The 18,260-nt window shown below is 37.2% G+C and carries 18 protein-coding genes and 1 pseudogene; 4 read left to right on the plus strand and 15 right to left on the minus strand.

The genetic code is table 11. The annotated features are described in order from the left end of the window. Positions 1-182 precede the first annotated feature (182 nt). From BAU23_RS17015 to BAU23_RS17035, 5 genes are all read right to left on the minus strand, one after another. Entirely contained in the window at positions 183-695 is a 513-nt protein-coding gene (locus BAU23_RS17015; RefSeq protein WP_000346222.1) for an adenine phosphoribosyltransferase, read from the minus strand. A 46-nt stretch (positions 696-741) separates the two neighbouring features. After that, positions 742-3,081, minus strand: coding sequence for a single-stranded-DNA-specific exonuclease RecJ (gene recJ, locus BAU23_RS17020; RefSeq protein ID WP_000941280.1), 2,340 nt, complete (start codon positions 3,079-3,081; stop codon positions 742-744). A 101-nt stretch (positions 3,082-3,182) separates the two neighbouring features. Continuing rightward, a complete protein-coding gene (locus BAU23_RS17025) occupies positions 3,183-4,076 on the minus strand; it encodes a cation diffusion facilitator family transporter (RefSeq protein WP_000409726.1) in 894 nt (297 codons plus the stop codon). Between the two features lie 154 nt (positions 4,077-4,230). Next, positions 4,231-6,495 (minus strand): protein translocase subunit SecDF, encoded by a 2,265-nt coding sequence (gene secDF, locus BAU23_RS17030; protein WP_001119090.1) that lies wholly within the window; start codon positions 6,493-6,495, stop codon positions 4,231-4,233. A gap of 281 nt (positions 6,496-6,776) precedes the next feature. Further along, positions 6,777-7,061 carry a post-transcriptional regulator gene (locus BAU23_RS17035; protein ID WP_000884548.1) on the minus strand — a complete coding sequence of 95 codons (285 nt, stop codon included), beginning with the start codon at positions 7,059-7,061 and terminating at the stop codon, positions 6,777-6,779. Between the two features lie 187 nt (positions 7,062-7,248). Here BAU23_RS17035 and spoVB point away from each other — a divergent pair, with 187 nt between their 5' ends. After that, complete coding sequence (spoVB, locus tag BAU23_RS17040) at positions 7,249-8,808, plus strand: stage V sporulation protein B (RefSeq protein WP_000198277.1); 1,560 nt, start codon at positions 7,249-7,251, stop codon at positions 8,806-8,808. A 29-nt stretch (positions 8,809-8,837) separates the two neighbouring features. Here spoVB and BAU23_RS17045 read toward each other — a convergent pair whose 3' ends face one another. Beyond that, complete coding sequence (locus BAU23_RS17045; protein WP_000455376.1) at positions 8,838-9,494, minus strand: DUF421 domain-containing protein; 657 nt, start codon at positions 9,492-9,494, stop codon at positions 8,838-8,840. Positions 9,495-9,597: 103 nt separating this feature from the next. Here BAU23_RS17045 and BAU23_RS17050 point away from each other — a divergent pair, with 103 nt between their 5' ends. After that, positions 9,598-9,981 (plus strand): TIGR04086 family membrane protein, encoded by a 384-nt coding sequence (locus BAU23_RS17050; RefSeq protein WP_000349128.1) that lies wholly within the window; start codon positions 9,598-9,600, stop codon positions 9,979-9,981. Between the two features lie 36 nt (positions 9,982-10,017). Here BAU23_RS17050 and yajC read toward each other — a convergent pair whose 3' ends face one another. From yajC to ruvA, 6 genes are read right to left on the minus strand one after another with little or no spacing between them, the layout of a single operon-like run. Continuing rightward, complete coding sequence (gene yajC / locus BAU23_RS17055; protein WP_001068062.1) at positions 10,018-10,278, minus strand: preprotein translocase subunit YajC; 261 nt, start codon at positions 10,276-10,278, stop codon at positions 10,018-10,020. A gap of 27 nt (positions 10,279-10,305) precedes the next feature. Further along, positions 10,306-11,445: a tRNA guanosine(34) transglycosylase Tgt gene (gene tgt, locus BAU23_RS17060; protein WP_000125371.1), complete on the minus strand. Its 1,140-nt coding sequence runs from the start codon at positions 11,443-11,445 to the stop codon at positions 10,306-10,308. Between the two features lie 12 nt (positions 11,446-11,457). Next, complete coding sequence (gene queA, locus BAU23_RS17065; protein WP_000354023.1) at positions 11,458-12,510, minus strand: tRNA preQ1(34) S-adenosylmethionine ribosyltransferase-isomerase QueA; 1,053 nt, start codon at positions 12,508-12,510, stop codon at positions 11,458-11,460. Positions 12,511-12,529: 19 nt separating this feature from the next. Beyond that, positions 12,530-12,730, minus strand: coding sequence for a DUF2905 domain-containing protein (locus tag BAU23_RS17070; protein WP_000138162.1), 201 nt, complete (start codon positions 12,728-12,730; stop codon positions 12,530-12,532). Further along, positions 12,727-13,728 carry a Holliday junction branch migration DNA helicase RuvB gene (gene ruvB / locus BAU23_RS17075; protein ID WP_000344469.1) on the minus strand — a complete coding sequence of 334 codons (1,002 nt, stop codon included), beginning with the start codon at positions 13,726-13,728 and terminating at the stop codon, positions 12,727-12,729. The genes BAU23_RS17070 and ruvB overlap by 4 nt, the downstream gene beginning before the upstream one ends. Before the next feature lie 5 nt (positions 13,729-13,733). Then, entirely contained in the window at positions 13,734-14,351 is a 618-nt protein-coding gene (ruvA, locus tag BAU23_RS17080; RefSeq protein WP_000464515.1) for a Holliday junction DNA helicase RuvA, read from the minus strand. A gap of 188 nt (positions 14,352-14,539) precedes the next feature. Here ruvA and BAU23_RS17085 point away from each other — a divergent pair, with 188 nt between their 5' ends. Beyond that, complete coding sequence (locus BAU23_RS17085) at positions 14,540-15,484, plus strand: iron-hydroxamate ABC transporter substrate-binding protein (RefSeq protein ID WP_071734849.1); 945 nt, start codon at positions 14,540-14,542, stop codon at positions 15,482-15,484. A 14-nt stretch (positions 15,485-15,498) separates the two neighbouring features. On the opposite strand, the gene BAU23_RS17090 is transcribed toward BAU23_RS17085, so the two are convergent. Next, a complete protein-coding gene (locus BAU23_RS17090) occupies positions 15,499-16,011 on the minus strand; it encodes a BofC C-terminal domain-containing protein (protein WP_000871168.1) in 513 nt (170 codons plus the stop codon). Positions 16,012-16,445: 434 nt separating this feature from the next. Here BAU23_RS17090 and BAU23_RS17095 point away from each other — a divergent pair, with 434 nt between their 5' ends. Next, positions 16,446-16,889, plus strand: a complete 444-nt coding sequence (locus BAU23_RS17095) for a hypothetical protein (RefSeq protein ID WP_002077340.1) — start codon at positions 16,446-16,448, stop codon at positions 16,887-16,889. Between the two features lie 33 nt (positions 16,890-16,922). Here the strand turns inward: BAU23_RS17095 and BAU23_RS17100 are convergent, their stop codons facing one another. Both BAU23_RS17100 and exsA read right to left on the minus strand, forming a co-directional pair. Next, positions 16,923-17,567: a YhcN/YlaJ family sporulation lipoprotein gene (locus tag BAU23_RS17100; protein ID WP_001093545.1), complete on the minus strand. Its 645-nt coding sequence runs from the start codon at positions 17,565-17,567 to the stop codon at positions 16,923-16,925. A gap of 183 nt (positions 17,568-17,750) precedes the next feature. After that, a pseudogene (exsA, locus tag BAU23_RS17105) lies at positions 17,751-18,260 on the minus strand (spore coat assembly protein ExsA); the annotation flags it as partial.

Raw genomic sequence — 18,260 nt, forward strand, 5'->3', positions numbered from 1 at the left:
TGTATTTATTAAATAGAATAAATTATATTCTATCATTATAACCCAATGATTGTGAATTGTGAAAAGGAAAAGATTTTACTGACATTTCACCTTATTTTTTTGTTCAATTATACAAAAGTACCCGCTCCTCTCCAAGAGATTCACGGGTACTTTTTATCACCGTAGTTTTACCTATATAGTGATTAGTATTTTTCTAATACTAATACATCGTAACCATCTAACATTTTACGACCATCTAAGTAAGTAAGCTCTACTAAGAATGCAATTCCTGCTACAACTCCGCCAAGTTCTTCAACTAGCTTAATTGTCGCTTCAATTGTTCCGCCTGTAGCTAATAGATCATCTGTAATTAATACGCGTTGACCTGGTTTAATTGCATCTTTATGGATTGTTAAAACATCTGTACCATATTCTTTGCCGTAGTCAACTGTAATTACTTCACGTGGTAATTTTCCTAATTTACGAACTGGTGCAAAACCTACTTCTAATGCATAAGAAACTGGGCAACCGATAATAAAGCCACGTGCTTCTGGTCCTACTACAACGTCAATATCTCTTTTTTTCGCATACTCAACGATTGCGTCCGTTGCTGCTTTGTATGCTTTGCCGTCGTTCATTAAAGGTGTAATATCTTTAAACACAATACCTTCTTTTGGATAATCCGGTACAATTGCGATATGTTGCTTGAAATCCATATTTCTGAATCCTCCTCAGATTTAAAGGTTTGTAAATACAAATCCTTTACCCTAACTGTTCTACTTCTTTATGATTACGAATCGTTTCAAACCACGTATATAGTTGCTGATATGTGCTATAAACCAATTCTTTTTCTAATTGTAAGTGGTTCATTTTCTCACGATATGTGTTCGATTCAATTAAATCACGCTTTTGTTTTTGTTCAGCCATAAAAATGACACCGTCTTTTATTGTAACAAATTCTAACTCAAAAAACACCTGTGTCATGAAATTTACTGTGTCTTTTGACCAACCTTTATGACGACATAGTTGTTCCCCATATTGTTTTAAAGAAAATGGTGCTTTTTGGTTCAAGAAAGAGTAGTACCATTTAAAGTGTTCCCGCGTTGGGACTGTACTAAATAAATGGTTATTCTCTTGATAAAATAGCGTATAAATTCGAGATGGGAACCCGACTTTAAATAAATCGCGCAATTCATCTGTTCCTTTCGGTAAATCGAGTAACACAATATATTGATCATCCAAATGCGTTACATCTGATGCATGCACGATATGCTCTTTATAGTCTTCTAAAGAAAATTTATTCAATACCTCTTCAGAAAAATACACCATTGTTATTTTTTCTATAGGAAGTTCTGCTACATTCGTTTCTACATTACGCATACTACGCCAATCAAATAACTGCCACGCCTCTACAGCAATATCTTGTACCATTAATTGTGGCTTCTTAAAATTATTCCATTCATTGATAGATGCTTCCCCTATTACAGATACCTTTGCAACTGGAGAAATTTCTTTCGCATAGGCACCAAAACCAAATCCGATTGTATCCAGTGTCGCTTGCCCATCGCGAAGAGCCATTTTCAAATGAGAGCCATCTGATCCGATTGCACGAATACTTTCTAGCTCTGCATCCTTCACTGCAATACGTGGTTTTGGATTTCCAACACCAAATGGCGCTAACTTTTGCATATCCTCAATTGCAGCAAGAGTTACATCCTCCACCTTACAAAAAGCATCAACTGCTGTAATTGGAATAAAATCTTCTTCTGTTAAAATTACCTCTGCTTGTTCATTTAAGCGGCGGCGTAATTCATCTACATCATTCATATGTAGCGTCATTCCCGCTGCCATCGGATGCCCTCCGAAGTGTGGCAATAACTCTCTACAATCAGACAAGTTGGCAAATAAATCAAACCCTGCAATACTACGCGCTGAACCCTTTGCCGTTTCTTTTATAGGATCAATGCATAATACAATCGTTGGACGATAAAAACGTTCAACTAATTTAGATGCGACAATTCCAATTACACCTGGATTCCAGCCTTCTTTTGCCAGTACTAGTACTTTATTGTCTTCTGGCGGGAAATTATTTTCCACTTCAGCGATAGCTTCTTCTGTAATTTGCTTTACAATATCTTTTCGCAGTTTGTTCAGCTCATCAATTTCTTCAGCTAGCTCTTTCGCTTCTTCTGGATCATCTGATAATAAAAGATGTACAGCCGGCGTAGCATCTTCTAAACGTCCAACTGCATTAATACGCGGTGCGAGTGAGAAGCCAATACTCTCTTCTGTAATTTCACTTTGCGAAACGTTAGCAACTTTAAATAGCGCCTTTAGTCCGATATTTTTCGTCATGCGCATATGCTTTAAACCGCGCTTCACTAGCAATCTATTCTCACCATGAAGTGACACTAAATCGGCTACTGTACCAATTACTGCAATTTCTAATAAATGTTCTGGTACACGGCCTAGTAGTGCATGTGCAACTTTAAACGCAACACCTACACCAGCTAAATAGTGAAACGGATATACACCGCCTTCTAATTTCGGATGAATAATTGCAAGTGCTTCTGGTAATTCTGGCGGTGGCTCATGGTGATCTGTAATAATAAGATCTATTCCAAGGTCCTTCGCTACCTTCGCTTCATGTACCGCTGCAATACCAGTATCTACGGTAATAATTAGTGAGAACCCAGCGCTATGCGCCCAACGAAACGCTTCTTCGTTTGGTCCATACCCTTCTGTAAAACGGTTTGGAATATAAAATTCTACATCTGCACCTAATTCTTGAAGCGCAAGATATAAGACAGTCGTACTACTTACTCCATCCGCATCGTAATCACCAAATATTAATATTTGCTCTCCATTTTGAATCGCCTTATTTACACGTTCTACCGTTCTATCCATTCCTTCTAATAAAAATGGATCGTGAAATTCTTGATTTTCTGTATTTAAAAAATCTAAAATCTTATCTTCTGTATCTAATCCTCTACCGAGGAATAACGAAACAACAAGAGGTGATAATTGCAATTTACTTGCTAATTCACTCACTCGCTCTTCACTATATTCTTTTTCTTTCCAACGCGTCTTCGGTTGTAACACGAAATCACCCCTTAACCTATCCATTATACAAGACAGATTAAGGGGTGACAATATGATGCAAGCTACGATGCAATATCCATATACTAAAATATTAATGCTATTTAATTTGGAGAATACGGATTTATATGTACAAACACATTTTGTACGTTATCTTGTTTCATAAGCGTTTCTTTCACATGCTTTCCAATCCGGTGCCCTTCTTCTACAGTAATGTATGGATCTACAGAAACTTTAATATCAACAATAACGTAATGACCATGTTCCCTCGCATATAAAGAGCCTATTTTTTTCACACCTTCCACTTGAAGAACCGCTTCTCTAAATGGAATAATATCCTCCTCATGAAGAACATGATCAAGCGTTGCATGAATCGCTTCTGCCCCAATACTCCACGCCATTTTTGCAACAAGAAGTGAAACAAATAATCCTGCAATTGGATCGGCATATACAAGCCAATCTAAACCGAACTTACCACCAATAATCGCCGCACAAATACCGATTAAAGCTGCAATTGAAGAAAATACATCCGAACGGTGCTCATATGCATTTGCAATAATTGCATCACTATTTATCCTTTTCCCTAATCGGAATTTATATTGAAACATTCCTTCTTTCACGACAATAGAAAAAATAACAGCAAAGATCGTAATTCCCTTCGGCGGTTCTAGTTCTTGTGAAAAAGCTTTTATAGACGAAATCGCTATCTCTAGTCCAACAATAAATAATAATACCGCAACAATAATCGCTGAAATCGATTCCGCTTTGCCATGACCGTACGGATGATCTTCATCAGGCGGCTGCTTCGCTGCTCGTAATCCAAAAAGTACAGCTAGCGAGCCAATTACATCTGACCCAGAATGCACTGCATCCGCCAATAGTGCTTTACTGTTTCCAATATAACCAATTACCGCTTTTATAATCGCTAATATAATATTACCAACGATCCCGACAATAGCACCAAACTCGGCCTGTTTAAAACGTTCATCTTTTTCCATAATTAAAATCCCTTCTTTTCTTAACCTATCTTTTTATTGTAGCAAAAACAGCGATAACTTCACCACTTTCTTCCATTTTATTCTTTCAAAAGTTGCTATCTTATTGTATCCACAAACGAAAAAAGAGATGCCTCATAAAGAGACATCATCTTTTTTATACTTGCGGTTCAGATTCTACTTTCTCAACCTTCTTCTTGTTTTTCCCCTTTTTCAAACGACGGTTTTCAAGCATTAACCAAATTTGAGAGGCAACGAAAACAGAAGAGTACGTACCTACAACTAGTCCAACAAGTAACGCAAACGAGAAGTTACGTAGTGACTCGCTACCGAAGATAAGTAACGCAATTACCGGGAATAACACTGTTAATACGGTGTTAATCGAACGACCAAGCGTTTGACGAATACTTGCATTTACGATTTCTTCTAGGTCTTTTATGTCGCGAACTCGTTTTTTCTGTTTGTATAATTCACGGTTTCTATCAAAGGTAACAATTGAGTCGTTGATAGAATAACCGATGATTGTTAATACCGCAGCGATAAACGTTAAGTCTACTTCTATCTGGAAAAGACTAAACATAACAATCATAACGAATGCGTCATGTAGTAATGCAAGTACTGCAGATAATGCATACGTAAATCGGAATCGAATACTTACGTATAAGATAATGACTACCGAAGCAATTAATACTGCGATAAATGCATTTCGTGCGATTTCTTTACCGATTGTTGGTGAAACTGTACTTACGTTTGGCTCTGTACCATATTTATCTTGGAAGAATGTTTTTGCTTTCGCAATTTCATCTTTTGATAAAACTCCTAATGTACGGACGGCGAAACCTTTATTGTCGTCCCCAGTCGGTACGATATCTTCTTCCTTCACATCAATTTTCAATTCTTTCAAATCTTTATGAACATCTGACACAGTAAGTGCTTGTTTAGATTGCAAGTCGATACGTGTACCACTCGCAAAGTCAATCCCAAGATTCAGTTTGAAAATTGGTAGTATAATTGCACCTGCAATTACAACTACCATCGAAAAGATAAGGAATTTATGACCGATATTTACGAAATTAATACGATCAAATCTTGTCGGTGGATGTACCACACCTTTTGTTAATGGAATAATATCCTTTTCCTTAACACCAAAGTAAGATGGTTTTTTATCGAAGTAACGGCTCTTTACAAGTAAACTTAGTAAGAAACGAGTACCGAATACGTTCGTAACGAAACCAACTAAAATACTTACGATTAAACTTGTTGCGAATCCTTTTACAGAGCTATTACCATAAACGAATAACACACCAGCTGCTGCAAGTGTTGTAATGTTCGCATCTAAAATTGTTGCTAATGAACGATGGTTACCAGCACGAAATGCCGACATCATGGACTTACCAATTTTCAGCTCTTCTTTCAGTCTCTCGTACGTAATAATATTCGCATCAACTGCGATACCTACCCCGAGCACTAACGCTGCAATACCTGGCAACGTAAGAACCGCATGCATCCAGTTAAAGACAAGCAATGTAACGAAAATGTATAAACCTAACATAACAACCGCTACAATTCCCGGTAAACGGTAGAATACAAGCATAAATAAGAAGATTATAGCAATACCAATCGCACTAGCGAAAATCGTTTGCTCTAATGCTTGTTGTCCAAATTTCGCTCCAACAGATGTTGAATACATTTCTTTTAAATCAACAGGAAGTGCACCTGCATTTAATAAAGATGAAAGTTCTTTCGCGCTTTCCACTGTAAAGTTTCCACCTACGATAGATACTTCAGCTTGGTTAAATACTTGGTTTACTGTTGCCGCTGATAAGAACTTCGGATTCGGTTTTGCAGACTCTGCTTTATACGAATCTTTTCCTTCTTCAAAATCAAGCCAAATTACCATTAAATTCGTTGGTGGTGGCATTTTTGAAATTTTTTCAGTTACTTCACGGAATTTGTCAGCGCTTTTTAGTGTAAGACCTACGCTCGCACGGCCTTGCTCATCAAATGTTTGCTTTGCTCCGCCGCCTTTTAAATCCGTTCCGTCCATAAGAAGGTTGTCATCCACATCACGGAATGTTAGTTTCGCTTGTGTTGATAACATTTCACGTGCTTTTTGCTGATCTTGTACACCAGCAAGCTGTACACGAATTCGATCTTCCCCTTCGATTTGAATGTTCGGCTCACTTACACCAAGAACATTGACACGATTTTCAAGAGCACCTACTGTACTTACAAGTGCATTACGATCGATTTTATCACCTTTTTTGGCTGGTTTTACTTCATACAGAATTTCAAAACCACCGCGAAGGTCTAGTCCTAGACTAATTCCTTTTGCTATGTCTTTTCCTGCCGCACCAATTACTCCACCAATTAATAAAACGATGAGGAAAAAGGCGGCAATTCTCGTACCACGCTTTGCCATATGTACCCTCTTTCTGCTACTAACACTTTCAATAAATCTCTTACGATTCACTTTTGCACGTGTGCATACGCCTAGTTAGTAGACTTCCTTTCTATAAAATACCTGTATTTTTGCTAGTTCATCACTAGCTGTGTAGGTAATCTTGTCACCATACCTACACTTTCATTATTTATTTTTCCTCTTCACTACCTCCTTTATATATAATCTTAGACATAATTATTTCCTCTTTATCAATACCTATCATTATACTGCAAAAGGAAGAACAAACCAATTGCAGTCAGTTATTTATTTTCATATTCGTCAAACGACCAAAGTGGCGCTTGATATGCTTCAACAGTTAGATAAGTCATATATTCATTAGTACTTACTCTTAATACATCATTCACTAATTCATATAACCTAACATCACTGTCTATCTTCTTCCACTTTTTCACCTTGAGAAACTTCCAAATATCATTATCTGTCACTCGGTCATAACCAAACAAGTGAAACTCTTCTACTTTACTTTCTAAAACGACTTGTAACTGTCCGCGGTATGATTCTACCAAAGCCTCTTTATCCAACATATATAAACATCTCCTTCTGATTTCAGCACGAAAAGTCGCTTTTAATCCCGCTCTAATGGACAGTAATAACTTCTTTCAAGAGTACCATTCACACTTTACTCTCTTAAATGCTTGTCATTCTTGTCTCATACGTGCATATAAATTATTGTAAATCATTCCATTGATTTTGAGAAGGTAGGAGAAGAGTATGACAAGACAAAGCTTTTTAAAAGGTGCATTTATTTTAATGATAGCTGGCTTTATTACAAAAATCCTTGGATTTATTAACCGCATTGTAATGGCACGTATTTTAGGCGAAGAAGGCGTTGGCCTTTATATGATGGCTGTTCCCACCTTCATTTTAGCAATTACATTAACACAAATAGGTCTTCCCGTTGCAATCGCAAAATTTGTAGCAGAAGCGGAAGCGGTGAACGATAAACAAAAAATAAAAAAAATATTAACCGTATCACTAGCTGTCACTTCCTTTATTAGCATCATTTTAACAATTGGGATTATGCTCCTTACACCTATTTTAGCAAAAACATTATTAACCGATGAAAGAACGTACTATCCATTAATGGCCATTTTACCTGTCGTTCCTGTTATTGCTGTTTCTTCTGTTTTACGCGGTTATTTCCAAGGGAAACAAAATATGAAACCTAGCGCTTATGCTCAAGTCATAGAACAAGTTGTCCGCATTACAATTATCGCTGTATGCATTCGGTTATTTTTACCTTACGGCGTAGAATATGCTGCAGCTGGCGCAATGCTATCAGCCGTTCTTGGCGAAGTTGCATCTTTATTATTTTTACTTACTTTATTCCAGCGCGAAAAACATTTATCTATACGCTCTGGTTTTTTCACTACGGTAAAGGAGAGCAAAAATACATTTTATTCTCTTATGGATATCGCACTTCCAACTACAGGAAGCCGTTTAATCGGTTCCGTTTCTTATTTCTTTGAACCTATCGTTGTTATGCAAAGCCTAGCAATTGCCGGGGTTGCCGCTTCTGTCGCAACACAGCAATACGGTATATTGAACGGTTACGCCTTCCCGCTTCTATCACTACCTGCCTTTATTACATACGCTCTTTCTACAGCACTCGTCCCTTCCATTAGTGAAGCAATGGCAAAGAGACAGCACAAATTAGTGGAACACCGTTTACAACAAGCCCTTCGAATTTCCTTAATTACTGGTGGATGGTCAGTCGTTATTTTATATGTATTTGCTTCACCCGTCTTAACGCTTATGTATGGATCGGACAGTGCAACAGCATTCATCCAACTTCTTGCACCTTGCTTTTTATTTCATTATTTTCAAAGCCCACTTACATCTGTGTTGCAAGCTTTAAACTTAGCAAGAGCTGCAATGATGAACACATTTATTGGCGCTATCGTGAAATTAATCGTTATTTTTGTACTAGCTTCAAAGCCAGAGTTTCAAATGATGGGAGTTGCCCTTGCTATTGCAGCAAATATAGTGACCGTAACATTCCTTCACTATGCTACTGTTTTAAAGAAAATTAAATTTACCATTTATGCAAAAGACTATATTTTCGGAGGACTTGCCATCGGTATTGCAGGTGCCTTCGGTTTTTACCTTCATAAGTATATTATTTTCTCTCATTCACTTGGCGTACAAACATTATGGGAAATCACTTTAACAACAATCGTTTATATTTTCCTCCTCTTTGCTTTCAAACTCATTCGAAAAGAAGAGTTGAGTCGCCTCCCTATCATTCGGAAACTTTCATTTTTGAAGTAAATAGGCTTACTATTTAATACGGTAAGCCTCTAGTTTCCTTTCAAATCCACAAAAAATTGGCCATTTTGAAAGCTGCAGTATAAAATTTGTGCTATATCGTTATAACCTAAGTTTTTTAATTTTCCAATGAGCCATTCGTCTGTATGTTCAATCATTTGCAAATGATTGAATTGAATTTCTCCATCAATAATTAACGGGAGAGTAAAAATAGGCGTATCATTTTTACTCTTTTTACTTTTTTGTTTTTGAAAAATAGACAACTTCCCTGATGGTTCCAAAATAGCGTACTCCACATCCCGCACATCTCCAACTCCTTGCTCCCTTAATTGCATCATTAAATCATCTATGTTATAGCGCTGTTTCCGCATCTTTTTTTCATCAATCTTTCCCGCATTTATAAGAATAGCTGGCTCTCCTTCTATTAAATGCCGAAATCGTTGAAACTTTAAAGAAATGACTGACAAAATAATTTGTATGCACATAAGAAAAGTCATCGGAACTAATTGATGCCAAAGTGATTTATCCGTATTTTCAATTGCTACTACAGCCATTTCACCGAGCATAATGAATACGACTAAATCTAATACACTTAGTTCTCCAATTTCACGTTTCCCCATAAGACGAAAAATAATTAAGATAATGATATACAAAAGCATCGTCCGGCCAATTATTGATACCCATTCCATTTCTACATCTCCTTTTTTATTTATAGACTTCCCTACAAAAAAGAAACTAGTCTAACTTGATCAAAATGAAAATATGCTTGTATTAAAAAGGGGGAATTCATAAATGGATGGAACGAAAAAATTATCAACTGCAATCGGCTTCGGTATTATTGCCCTACTTGTCCTCGCATCTATTACTAGCATGGTTATAGCTCTATTGTTAAAGTTTACGAATATGAATGAAGGGACATTAACCGTCACTATTTTGATACTAGCTCTTCTATCTATGCTTATGTCTGGGTTTATTGCTGGAAAAAAGGCGCAAGGGAAAGGTTGGCTAGTAGGTTTCACAACAGGACTTACATTCGCCATACTTGTTTTTCTAGTTAACTATTTAGGCTTCTCTCAAACTTTATCGAACTCACAGTTACTCTACCAATTAGCATTAATGGGTGCGAGTACACTCGGTGGTATTTTCGGTGTAAATATGTCAAAACAAAATAACTAAAAAAGGCCCTGCATATTTCATGCAGGGCCTTCATCATTAGTTTTTCACAACTTCACGAATCGCATTGCGATCGAAAGTTAAGTGTGAACCACCAGATTTAACAACGATTTTCGTTTCATCTACTGATTCAATTGTACCGTGTAAGCCACCAATCGTTATGATAGCATCACCTTTTGACAACTCGTTTTGCATTTGAGCAACTGCTTTTTGACGCTTTTGTTGCGGGCGAATTAATAAGAAATAGAAAATCGCAAACATCGCAACGATCATAATGATATTCATCATACCTGGATTCATCTTTTGTTCCTCCTTTTAAATTATGTATTAGAAGTTTTTAGCATTCGGTTTATTAAAGCCATACTGTTCAAAGAACTCTTCGCGGAAATCGCCAAGACGGTCTTCACGAATAGCTTGTCTCACCTGCTCCATTAAGTTTAACAGAAAATGAAGGTTGTGATAAGACGTTAAACGAATTCCGAACGTTTCATCACATTTCATTAAGTGACGAATATACGCACGAGAGTAATTTTTACATGTGTAGCAATCACAGTTCGGATCAAGCGGACCGAAGTCTCTAGCGAATTTCGCATTTTTTACAACTAAACGACCTTCACTTGTCATACATGTACCATTTCGAGCGATACGAGTTGGAAGTACACAGTCAAACATATCAACACCGCGAATTGCACCATCAATTAACGAGTCAGGAGAACCTACTCCCATTAAGTAACGTGGTTTATTATCCGGAAGAAGTGGTGTTGTAAACTCAAGAACACGGTTCATAATATCTTTCGGTTCACCAACAGATAGACCGCCTATAGCATATCCAGGGAAGTCCATTGAAACAAGATCTTTCGCACTTTGACGACGAAGCTCTTCAAACTCTCCACCCTGTACAATACCGAATAAACCTTGATCTTGTGGACGTTCATGTGCTTTTAAGCAACGCTCTGCCCAGCGGCTTGTACGCTCTACAGATTTCTTCATATATTCAAAAGTAGCTGGGAATGGTGGACACTCATCAAATGCCATCATGATATCTGAACCTAATGCATTTTGGATTTCCATCGCTTTTTCTGGTGATAAGAATAATTTATCTCCGTTTAAGTGGTTACGGAAGTGAACACCTTCCTCTTCGATACGGCGGAAGTCACTTAAACTAAATACTTGGAAACCACCAGAATCTGTTAAAATTGCACGATCCCAGTTCATAAATTTATGCAAACCGCCTGCTTCGCGTACAATTTCATGACCTGGACGTAACCATAAGTGATACGTATTACTTAAGATAATGCCCGAATCCATTGCCTTTAATTCTTCTGGTGACATCGTTTTAACTGTTGCAAGTGTACCAACTGGCATAAATGTTGGTGTATCAAATGAACCGTGTGGCGTATGTACACGACCTAAACGCGCACCCGTTTGTTTACAAGTTTTAATAAATTCATAACGAATTGCTGTCATAATTTACTCCTTTTATTTGTTTCTCATTTTAGAGTGAGATGCAACGAACATCGCATCACCGAAACTAAAGAAACGATATTTTTCTTTTACTGCTTCATTGTAAGCATGAAGTACATTATCTCTATTTGAAAATGCACTTACAAGCATAATTAATGTTGATTTTGGCAAATGGAAGTTTGTAATTAAACCATCAATTGCTTTAAATTCATAACCTGGGTACATAAAAATATCTGTCCATCCAGAAGCAGCGCAAAGCTTACCATCATGATCTGTCGCAATTGTTTCTAACGTACGAGTTGATGTCGTACCTACTGTAATAATACGTCCACCATTCTCTTTCACACGATTTAATAACACAGCCGTCTCTTCAGACATATGGTAATATTCTGCGTGCATATGGTGCTCTTCAATCGTATCTGCAGAAACTGGTCTAAATGTTCCAAGCCCTACGTGAAGTGTAATGAAAGCTAATTGAACACCCTTTTGCTTTAACTTCTCAAGTAACTCTTCTGTAAAGTGAAGTCCCGCAGTCGGCGCTGCTGCTGAACCAATTTCTTTCGCATATACTGTTTGGTAGCGATCGCGATCTTCTAGCGTCTCTTTAATATATGGAGGAAGTGGCATTTCCCCAAGTTCATCTAAAATTTCATAGAAGATGCCGTCATATGAAAATTCAAGCTGACGTCCACCTTGATCTGCAGTTCCTGTGCAAGTTGCTTTTAATTTCCCTTCGCCAAAAGAGATCACGGTTCCTTCTTTTACACGTTTCGCTGGCTTAACAAGCGTTTCCCACGTATCGCCTTCTTCTTGTTTTAGAAGAAGTACTTCAATGTGTGCACCTGTATCTTCCTTCACACCATGCAAACGAGCAGGCATAACTTTCGTTTCATTTAAAACTAAGCAATCCCCCTCATGTAAGTAAGAAAGAATGTCTGTAAAATGTTTATGCTCAATATCACCGGTTTCACGATCTAACACCATTAATCTTGATGTTTCACGATCCTCTAATGGGACTTGTGCAATAAGTTCTTCTGGTAAATGAAAATCAAACAGATTAATATCCATAACTATATCCACCTATTTCTTATTTAAATCGATTTATTATATACATAATAAAAGATAATACAATACTTAACACAATACATGTAATGATAGGAAAATAAAAGGTAACGTTACCTTTTTTCACAAAAATATCGCCTGGAAGTCTTCCAATGAACTTCCAAGCTAGACCAACAACAATGAGTAAAATACCAGCTGTAATAAGCAGCTTTGGCATCTCCGTCATGCTTTTGGCATCTCCATTCCGAAATGTTCATATGCAAGCGGAGTTACAATACGGCCTCTTGGAGTTCGTTGTAAAAAGCCAATTTGTAATAAATATGGCTCATACACATCTTCAATCGTATGAGATTCTTCCCCAATCGTCGCCGAAACTGTTTCTAGTCCAACTGGACCACCGCGGAACTTTTCAATAATACCAAGTAATAATTTATGGTCAATATGATCAAGACCTAATTTATCTACTTGTAGTAGTTCTAACGCCATTTGTGTAATTTCCATTGCAATTGTTCCGTCGCTGCGAACTTGTGCGAAGTCCCGTACACGTCGTAATAAACGATTCGCTATACGAGGTGTACCACGAGCACGTCTTGCAATTTCTAGTGCAGCTAACGAATCTATTTCAACTTCAAACACTTCTGCTGTACGTTCGACAATCGCAGAAAGCTGATCTACTGTATAATACTCTAATCGTGAAAGTACACCGAAACGGTCACGAAGTGGTGCTGATAATGCACCTGCACGCGTCGTTGCCCCAACTAGCGTAAATGGAGGTAAGTCTAATCGTACAGAGCGCGCTGATGGTCCTTTTCCAATCACGATATCAAGGCAAAAATCTTCCATCGCCGGGTATAGCACTTCTTCAATAGATCTATGCAAACGATGAATTTCATCAATAAATAATACATCTCCAGGCTGAAGCGCTGTTAATACAGCTGCTAAATCTCCTGGTCTTTCAATTGCGGGACCTGACGTCGTTCGAATGTTAACACCCATTTCATTGGCAATAATATTCGCAAGCGTCGTTTTACCAAGTCCAGGTGGGCCATATAAAAGTACGTGATCTAACGTTTCTTCACGCATTTTCGCCGCTTCAATAAACACTTCTAAATTATGTTTCGCTTTATCTTGGCCAATATACTGACGGAGCGTCTGTGGCCGTAATGAATACTCTAAATCCGCATCTTCGTATCCAGATTCCCCTGAAAGGAGACGTTCGTCCATTATACTCACCTCTTACCGTTTAGTAAAAGACTAAGTGCCTTTTTAATATATTGATCCGTCGTTAATGATTCTTTTAATAACTCTGGTACAACGCGAGAAACTTCTCGTTCTGCATAACCAAGTGCACGCAATGCTTCCAGTGCTTCGTCAAGTTCCACTGATGAACCCTTCTTCTGATCAAAACTTTCGACATCCGAGAACAGATCAACAAATGCATCTGGCACGACATCTGCTAGTTTTCCTTTTAAATCTAAAATCATTTGGCGCGCTGTTTTCTTTCCAACGCCCGGGAACTTCACTAAGAACTTCTCATCTTCATGTTCAATCGCTTGAACGACCTGTCCGGTTTGACCAGAAGCTAAAATTGCAAGAGCTCCTTTTGGCCCAATGCCAGACACACCTAACAACTTTGTAAATAATAAACGCTCTTCACGTGTTTTAAACCCGTAAAGTGCCATAATATCTTCTCTCACATAATGATATGTATAGACACGGATTTCTTGCTTACTTCTTTGAAATACATACGGATTTGGTGTGAAAATTTGATAACCAATTCCATTATGGTCAATTACGACATATTCCGGTCCTACATACTCCACGTAACCTGTAACATATTCAAACAAAATACAATCTCTCCCTCTCAAATCATGTATTCCATTTTAACATATTTAACAATAGAAAAGCGAGACTGCCCCAACAAATGTTCTCTATTTGAAACTTCTGTTATTTTCCATTGACAGAAAGGATAAAGCACCTTAATATACAGAAGTCGATAATGATTATCAATACTAATTAAAGGGGTTACATCGGGATGAAACGTAAGCTATTTATTTTATTTACTATTATGCTAGTTGTTCTTTCTATCGTTGGCTGTTCTTCTCAAAAAGAAGAGTCAAAAGCAAAAGAACAACCGAAAACGAAAGTTGTAAAACATGCTAAAGGGGAAGCAACAATTCCAGTTAATCCAAAGAGAATTGTTGACTTATCTGGATCAACAGAGGAATTATTAATCCTTGGACATAAGCCTGTTGGTACAGCAAACACATATAAAGATAAAATCCAAAATCACTTAACAGAAAAGCTAGACGGAGTAAAAGCAGTCGGCTGGTACTGGGCGCCTAAAGTTGACCTAGAGGCTGTTACAGCTTTAAAACCAGACTTAATTATTTTAAACAATCGTCAATTGAAAATTTATGATCAACTAGAAAAAGTGGCACCGACAGTTGTTCTAGAAACAAATCTAGAAGACTGGCGTGGTAAGTTTAAAGAAGTAGGTAAACTATTTGACGAAGAGAAGAAAGCTGACAAATGGATTGCAGATTACGATAAAAAAGCAGACTCTTTATCAAAAAAAATTAAAGAAAAAACAAAAGATGAAAACTTTATGTTCGTCGCAGTTACACCTCAAAACTTCCGTGTATACGGTAGCTTTGGATACGGTGACATCATCTTTAATGATTTAAAGCTTCCAGCAACAAAAGGTACAGATTTAAAACAAACGATGGCACAAGTATCACTAGAAGGTCTTGTTGCATTCCAGCCTGACCAAATGTTTATCGTAAACTTCGGCGGTGAAGCTGATAAAGTGTACGAGGACTATAAAAACAGTGCCGTTTGGAAAGACAATAAAGCCGTAAAAAGCAATCACGTATACGAAGTATCAAATGAAGTCTTCAATACGAAAGCATTCAATCCAATCGGAAAAGACATGCTAGTTGATGAAATTGCAAAAGAAATTTTAGCTAAAAATAAATAAGAAAAAGCAGCTCATCATGAGCTGCTTTTCTTATTATTTTGCACTGCATACTGCTTCATTTTTTCGATTGTCTTCACAAAACCTTCTTTTGATTTTATGCGAATACCACGTTTCAATTTCGCACGCTCATAACTCTCAAGCTTTTTCATATCAATTTGAAAGAAGGAGTGGATCGCGTTATCACTTTTCGGTACCCCTTTGAAAATTTGTAATATCCCTTCCTCTGAAACACCAAAATACCCGCTCGTTTTCAGTAAAGGAGAAATATCATCAACTTTCTTTTGTAATACGATTTGCACATCATCACGATCAACAAGTTGCCATTCCTTATATTGCTGCAAAAACTTTTCTAAATCCGCTACTTTTTCTGTCAGTATTTCCTCACTTACTTCTCCGTCAACATACATGCGCTCTAATAAAATTGTAACTTGAGGTTCTTTTTCTACTACTTCTGCCCTCACATCGGATCCATAAGCTAAGCAAAACATCATAACGAAAGCTTGCAATGCAATTAGTATCCATTTCATTTCCGTTCACCTCTTCTAGGCAAAATCATACTTTCATTTGTAGCTTTTCCGGAAATGGGGGTTTTATCCATATAAACACTAGTATTAAATTTCTAGGGAAAATAAAAAATGCAGACAAGGGTTTATCCCTCATCTGCATGTATCATTTACTTTTATATAAAATGAAAGACGCCTGCAAAGCAGGCGTCTTGATGCGTTTACGGCGAGAAACCAGGCGACCACATTCGCGTGTTTAGCACTTAAGCATATCTCTCGTCTTACGTAAATTAGCTCATCGCTTTGCTAATATAACATTAATAAGATAGAAGCGCAACATGTTTATAAAAATATTATATTTCCTCTTTCATCCAAATGAATTATATGTAAATTATAAATTGATAAATGTAATATATATGTTACAATTAATATAACAGCGAAATCATAATTAACAGGAGATGGATATTGTGAAAAAAATTAAGGATGAACGACTCATTCTGCAAACGTTAAAAAACATACGTATTGCCTTTCTTTTTCAATCACTCGGTATAATTGGAATTTTAGGGTATATCGGATTCACTGAAGGAATGGATCAAATTACAAAATCTCCATTATGGTTATTATTTATGCTTACGAGTATTTTAATTGCTTATTTACAGTTAAGCGTTTCAATCGATGTAGAAGAAAGTGAAAAGGATATAAAGTTAACTCCTTATTACAAAATTGTTTTACGTTCTCTTATTGTTGGAATTATTATAGCTATTATTTATATCATTTTCAGTCCAGGAAGACCTCTGTTTGAAGCTATCCTTACAGGTAGTATTTTCTTCATATGCTTTTTAACTTCTTATTCCGTTAGTTATTTCATAAAAAAACGTCGTTTACAAGATGATGATAAATAAAGAGGAAGGGCTAGCCCTTCCTCTTTGATTTTGCTATCGCATAGTACCAGTTAAACCGTAACGAATGTCTCGGAACATATTTGTTATGTCACGATTAAAATCGTTTGTAACTGTGCCGTTACGTAAACGCGTACTCATTGCATCGACACGAGTAAACATGTCATTTCTTACAGAAACATATACGTTTCTATTTCCAACTTCATTCGCAACAGCTTGACGAATTTCGTTTGCCATCGCTGTTTCATTCGTCGTTGTATTACGTGGTTTTACCGCAATCGCTACATCGTTTCCATATACAACTGTAGAAACTCGGTCTACGTTATTCATACGTTTCACACGATTCGTAATTTTCTCCGCAGTTTTACCATCATTGTTAATGTATGAATTGTTCATTGTAATATTACGAGTTGGATGCGGATTAGCAATTTGCCCGTTGTAATTTACATCACGGTAATAGTTGTATCCTGTATCGTTACGACCGTTTCTATATGTTACATAATCTGTATAGCGATCGTTACGCGCTACATTATCACGATACTGGTGTGTATCATTATAAGATGTACGCTCGTAATTGTAGTTACGTCCATCCATGGCATTATTATTTTTTGGTGTACCACATGCAGCTAATGCACTGGTAACTAACAAAGAAGCAGCGATAACTTTTACTTTCGTATTCAATACAAAAACCCCCTCTGTTAGAATGAGCTTCTCTTCTGAAAAGCTCCCTCTTATGATGAGTAACAGAGTAGTTTTTTACACTGTTAATATTTCACTAGGAATTTTCTAACACTTGATGAAAAAAACTTTATTTTTTTAATTAACATGAATGCAAAAAAAGGCGGGAAATAACCCCACCTTTTTTTAAACTTCCTCTTCGTCCTCTTCTTCCGAAACTGGCTCTCCAAATACATTTGGTGGATCTGGTTGATAATACATCGTTCCTGGCTGTGGTGCATATGCTGGCTGAGTTGGTTGATAATATAATGGATTAGCATATTGCGGTCCACCTGGTTGTGGACTATATAACCTATTTTCTCCTCCGCATCCACAATCTTCTTCACCTTGCACGAGTGGCGGCATATTATTATCCATTGGCATCATATTCGGATTTGGCATAGAAGTATATTGCGGCGCCATTTGTTGATACGGCATTTGATTGTATGGATTTTGTTGCTGATACTGCGGATATGGTGGCATCATTGGCTGTTGATACGGCATTTGATATGGCATCATATTCGGCGGTTGATTGTTATCCATTATCGGCATCATGTTTGGCATTTGATTGTTATCCATTATCGGCATTATATTCGGCATTTGGTTGTTATCCATTATCGGCATCATATTCGGCGGTTGATTGTTATCCATTATCGG

It is taken from the genome of Bacillus nitratireducens (assembly GCF_001884135.1).
GTDB classification, from domain to species: domain Bacteria; phylum Bacillota; class Bacilli; order Bacillales; family Bacillaceae_G; genus Bacillus_A; species Bacillus_A nitratireducens.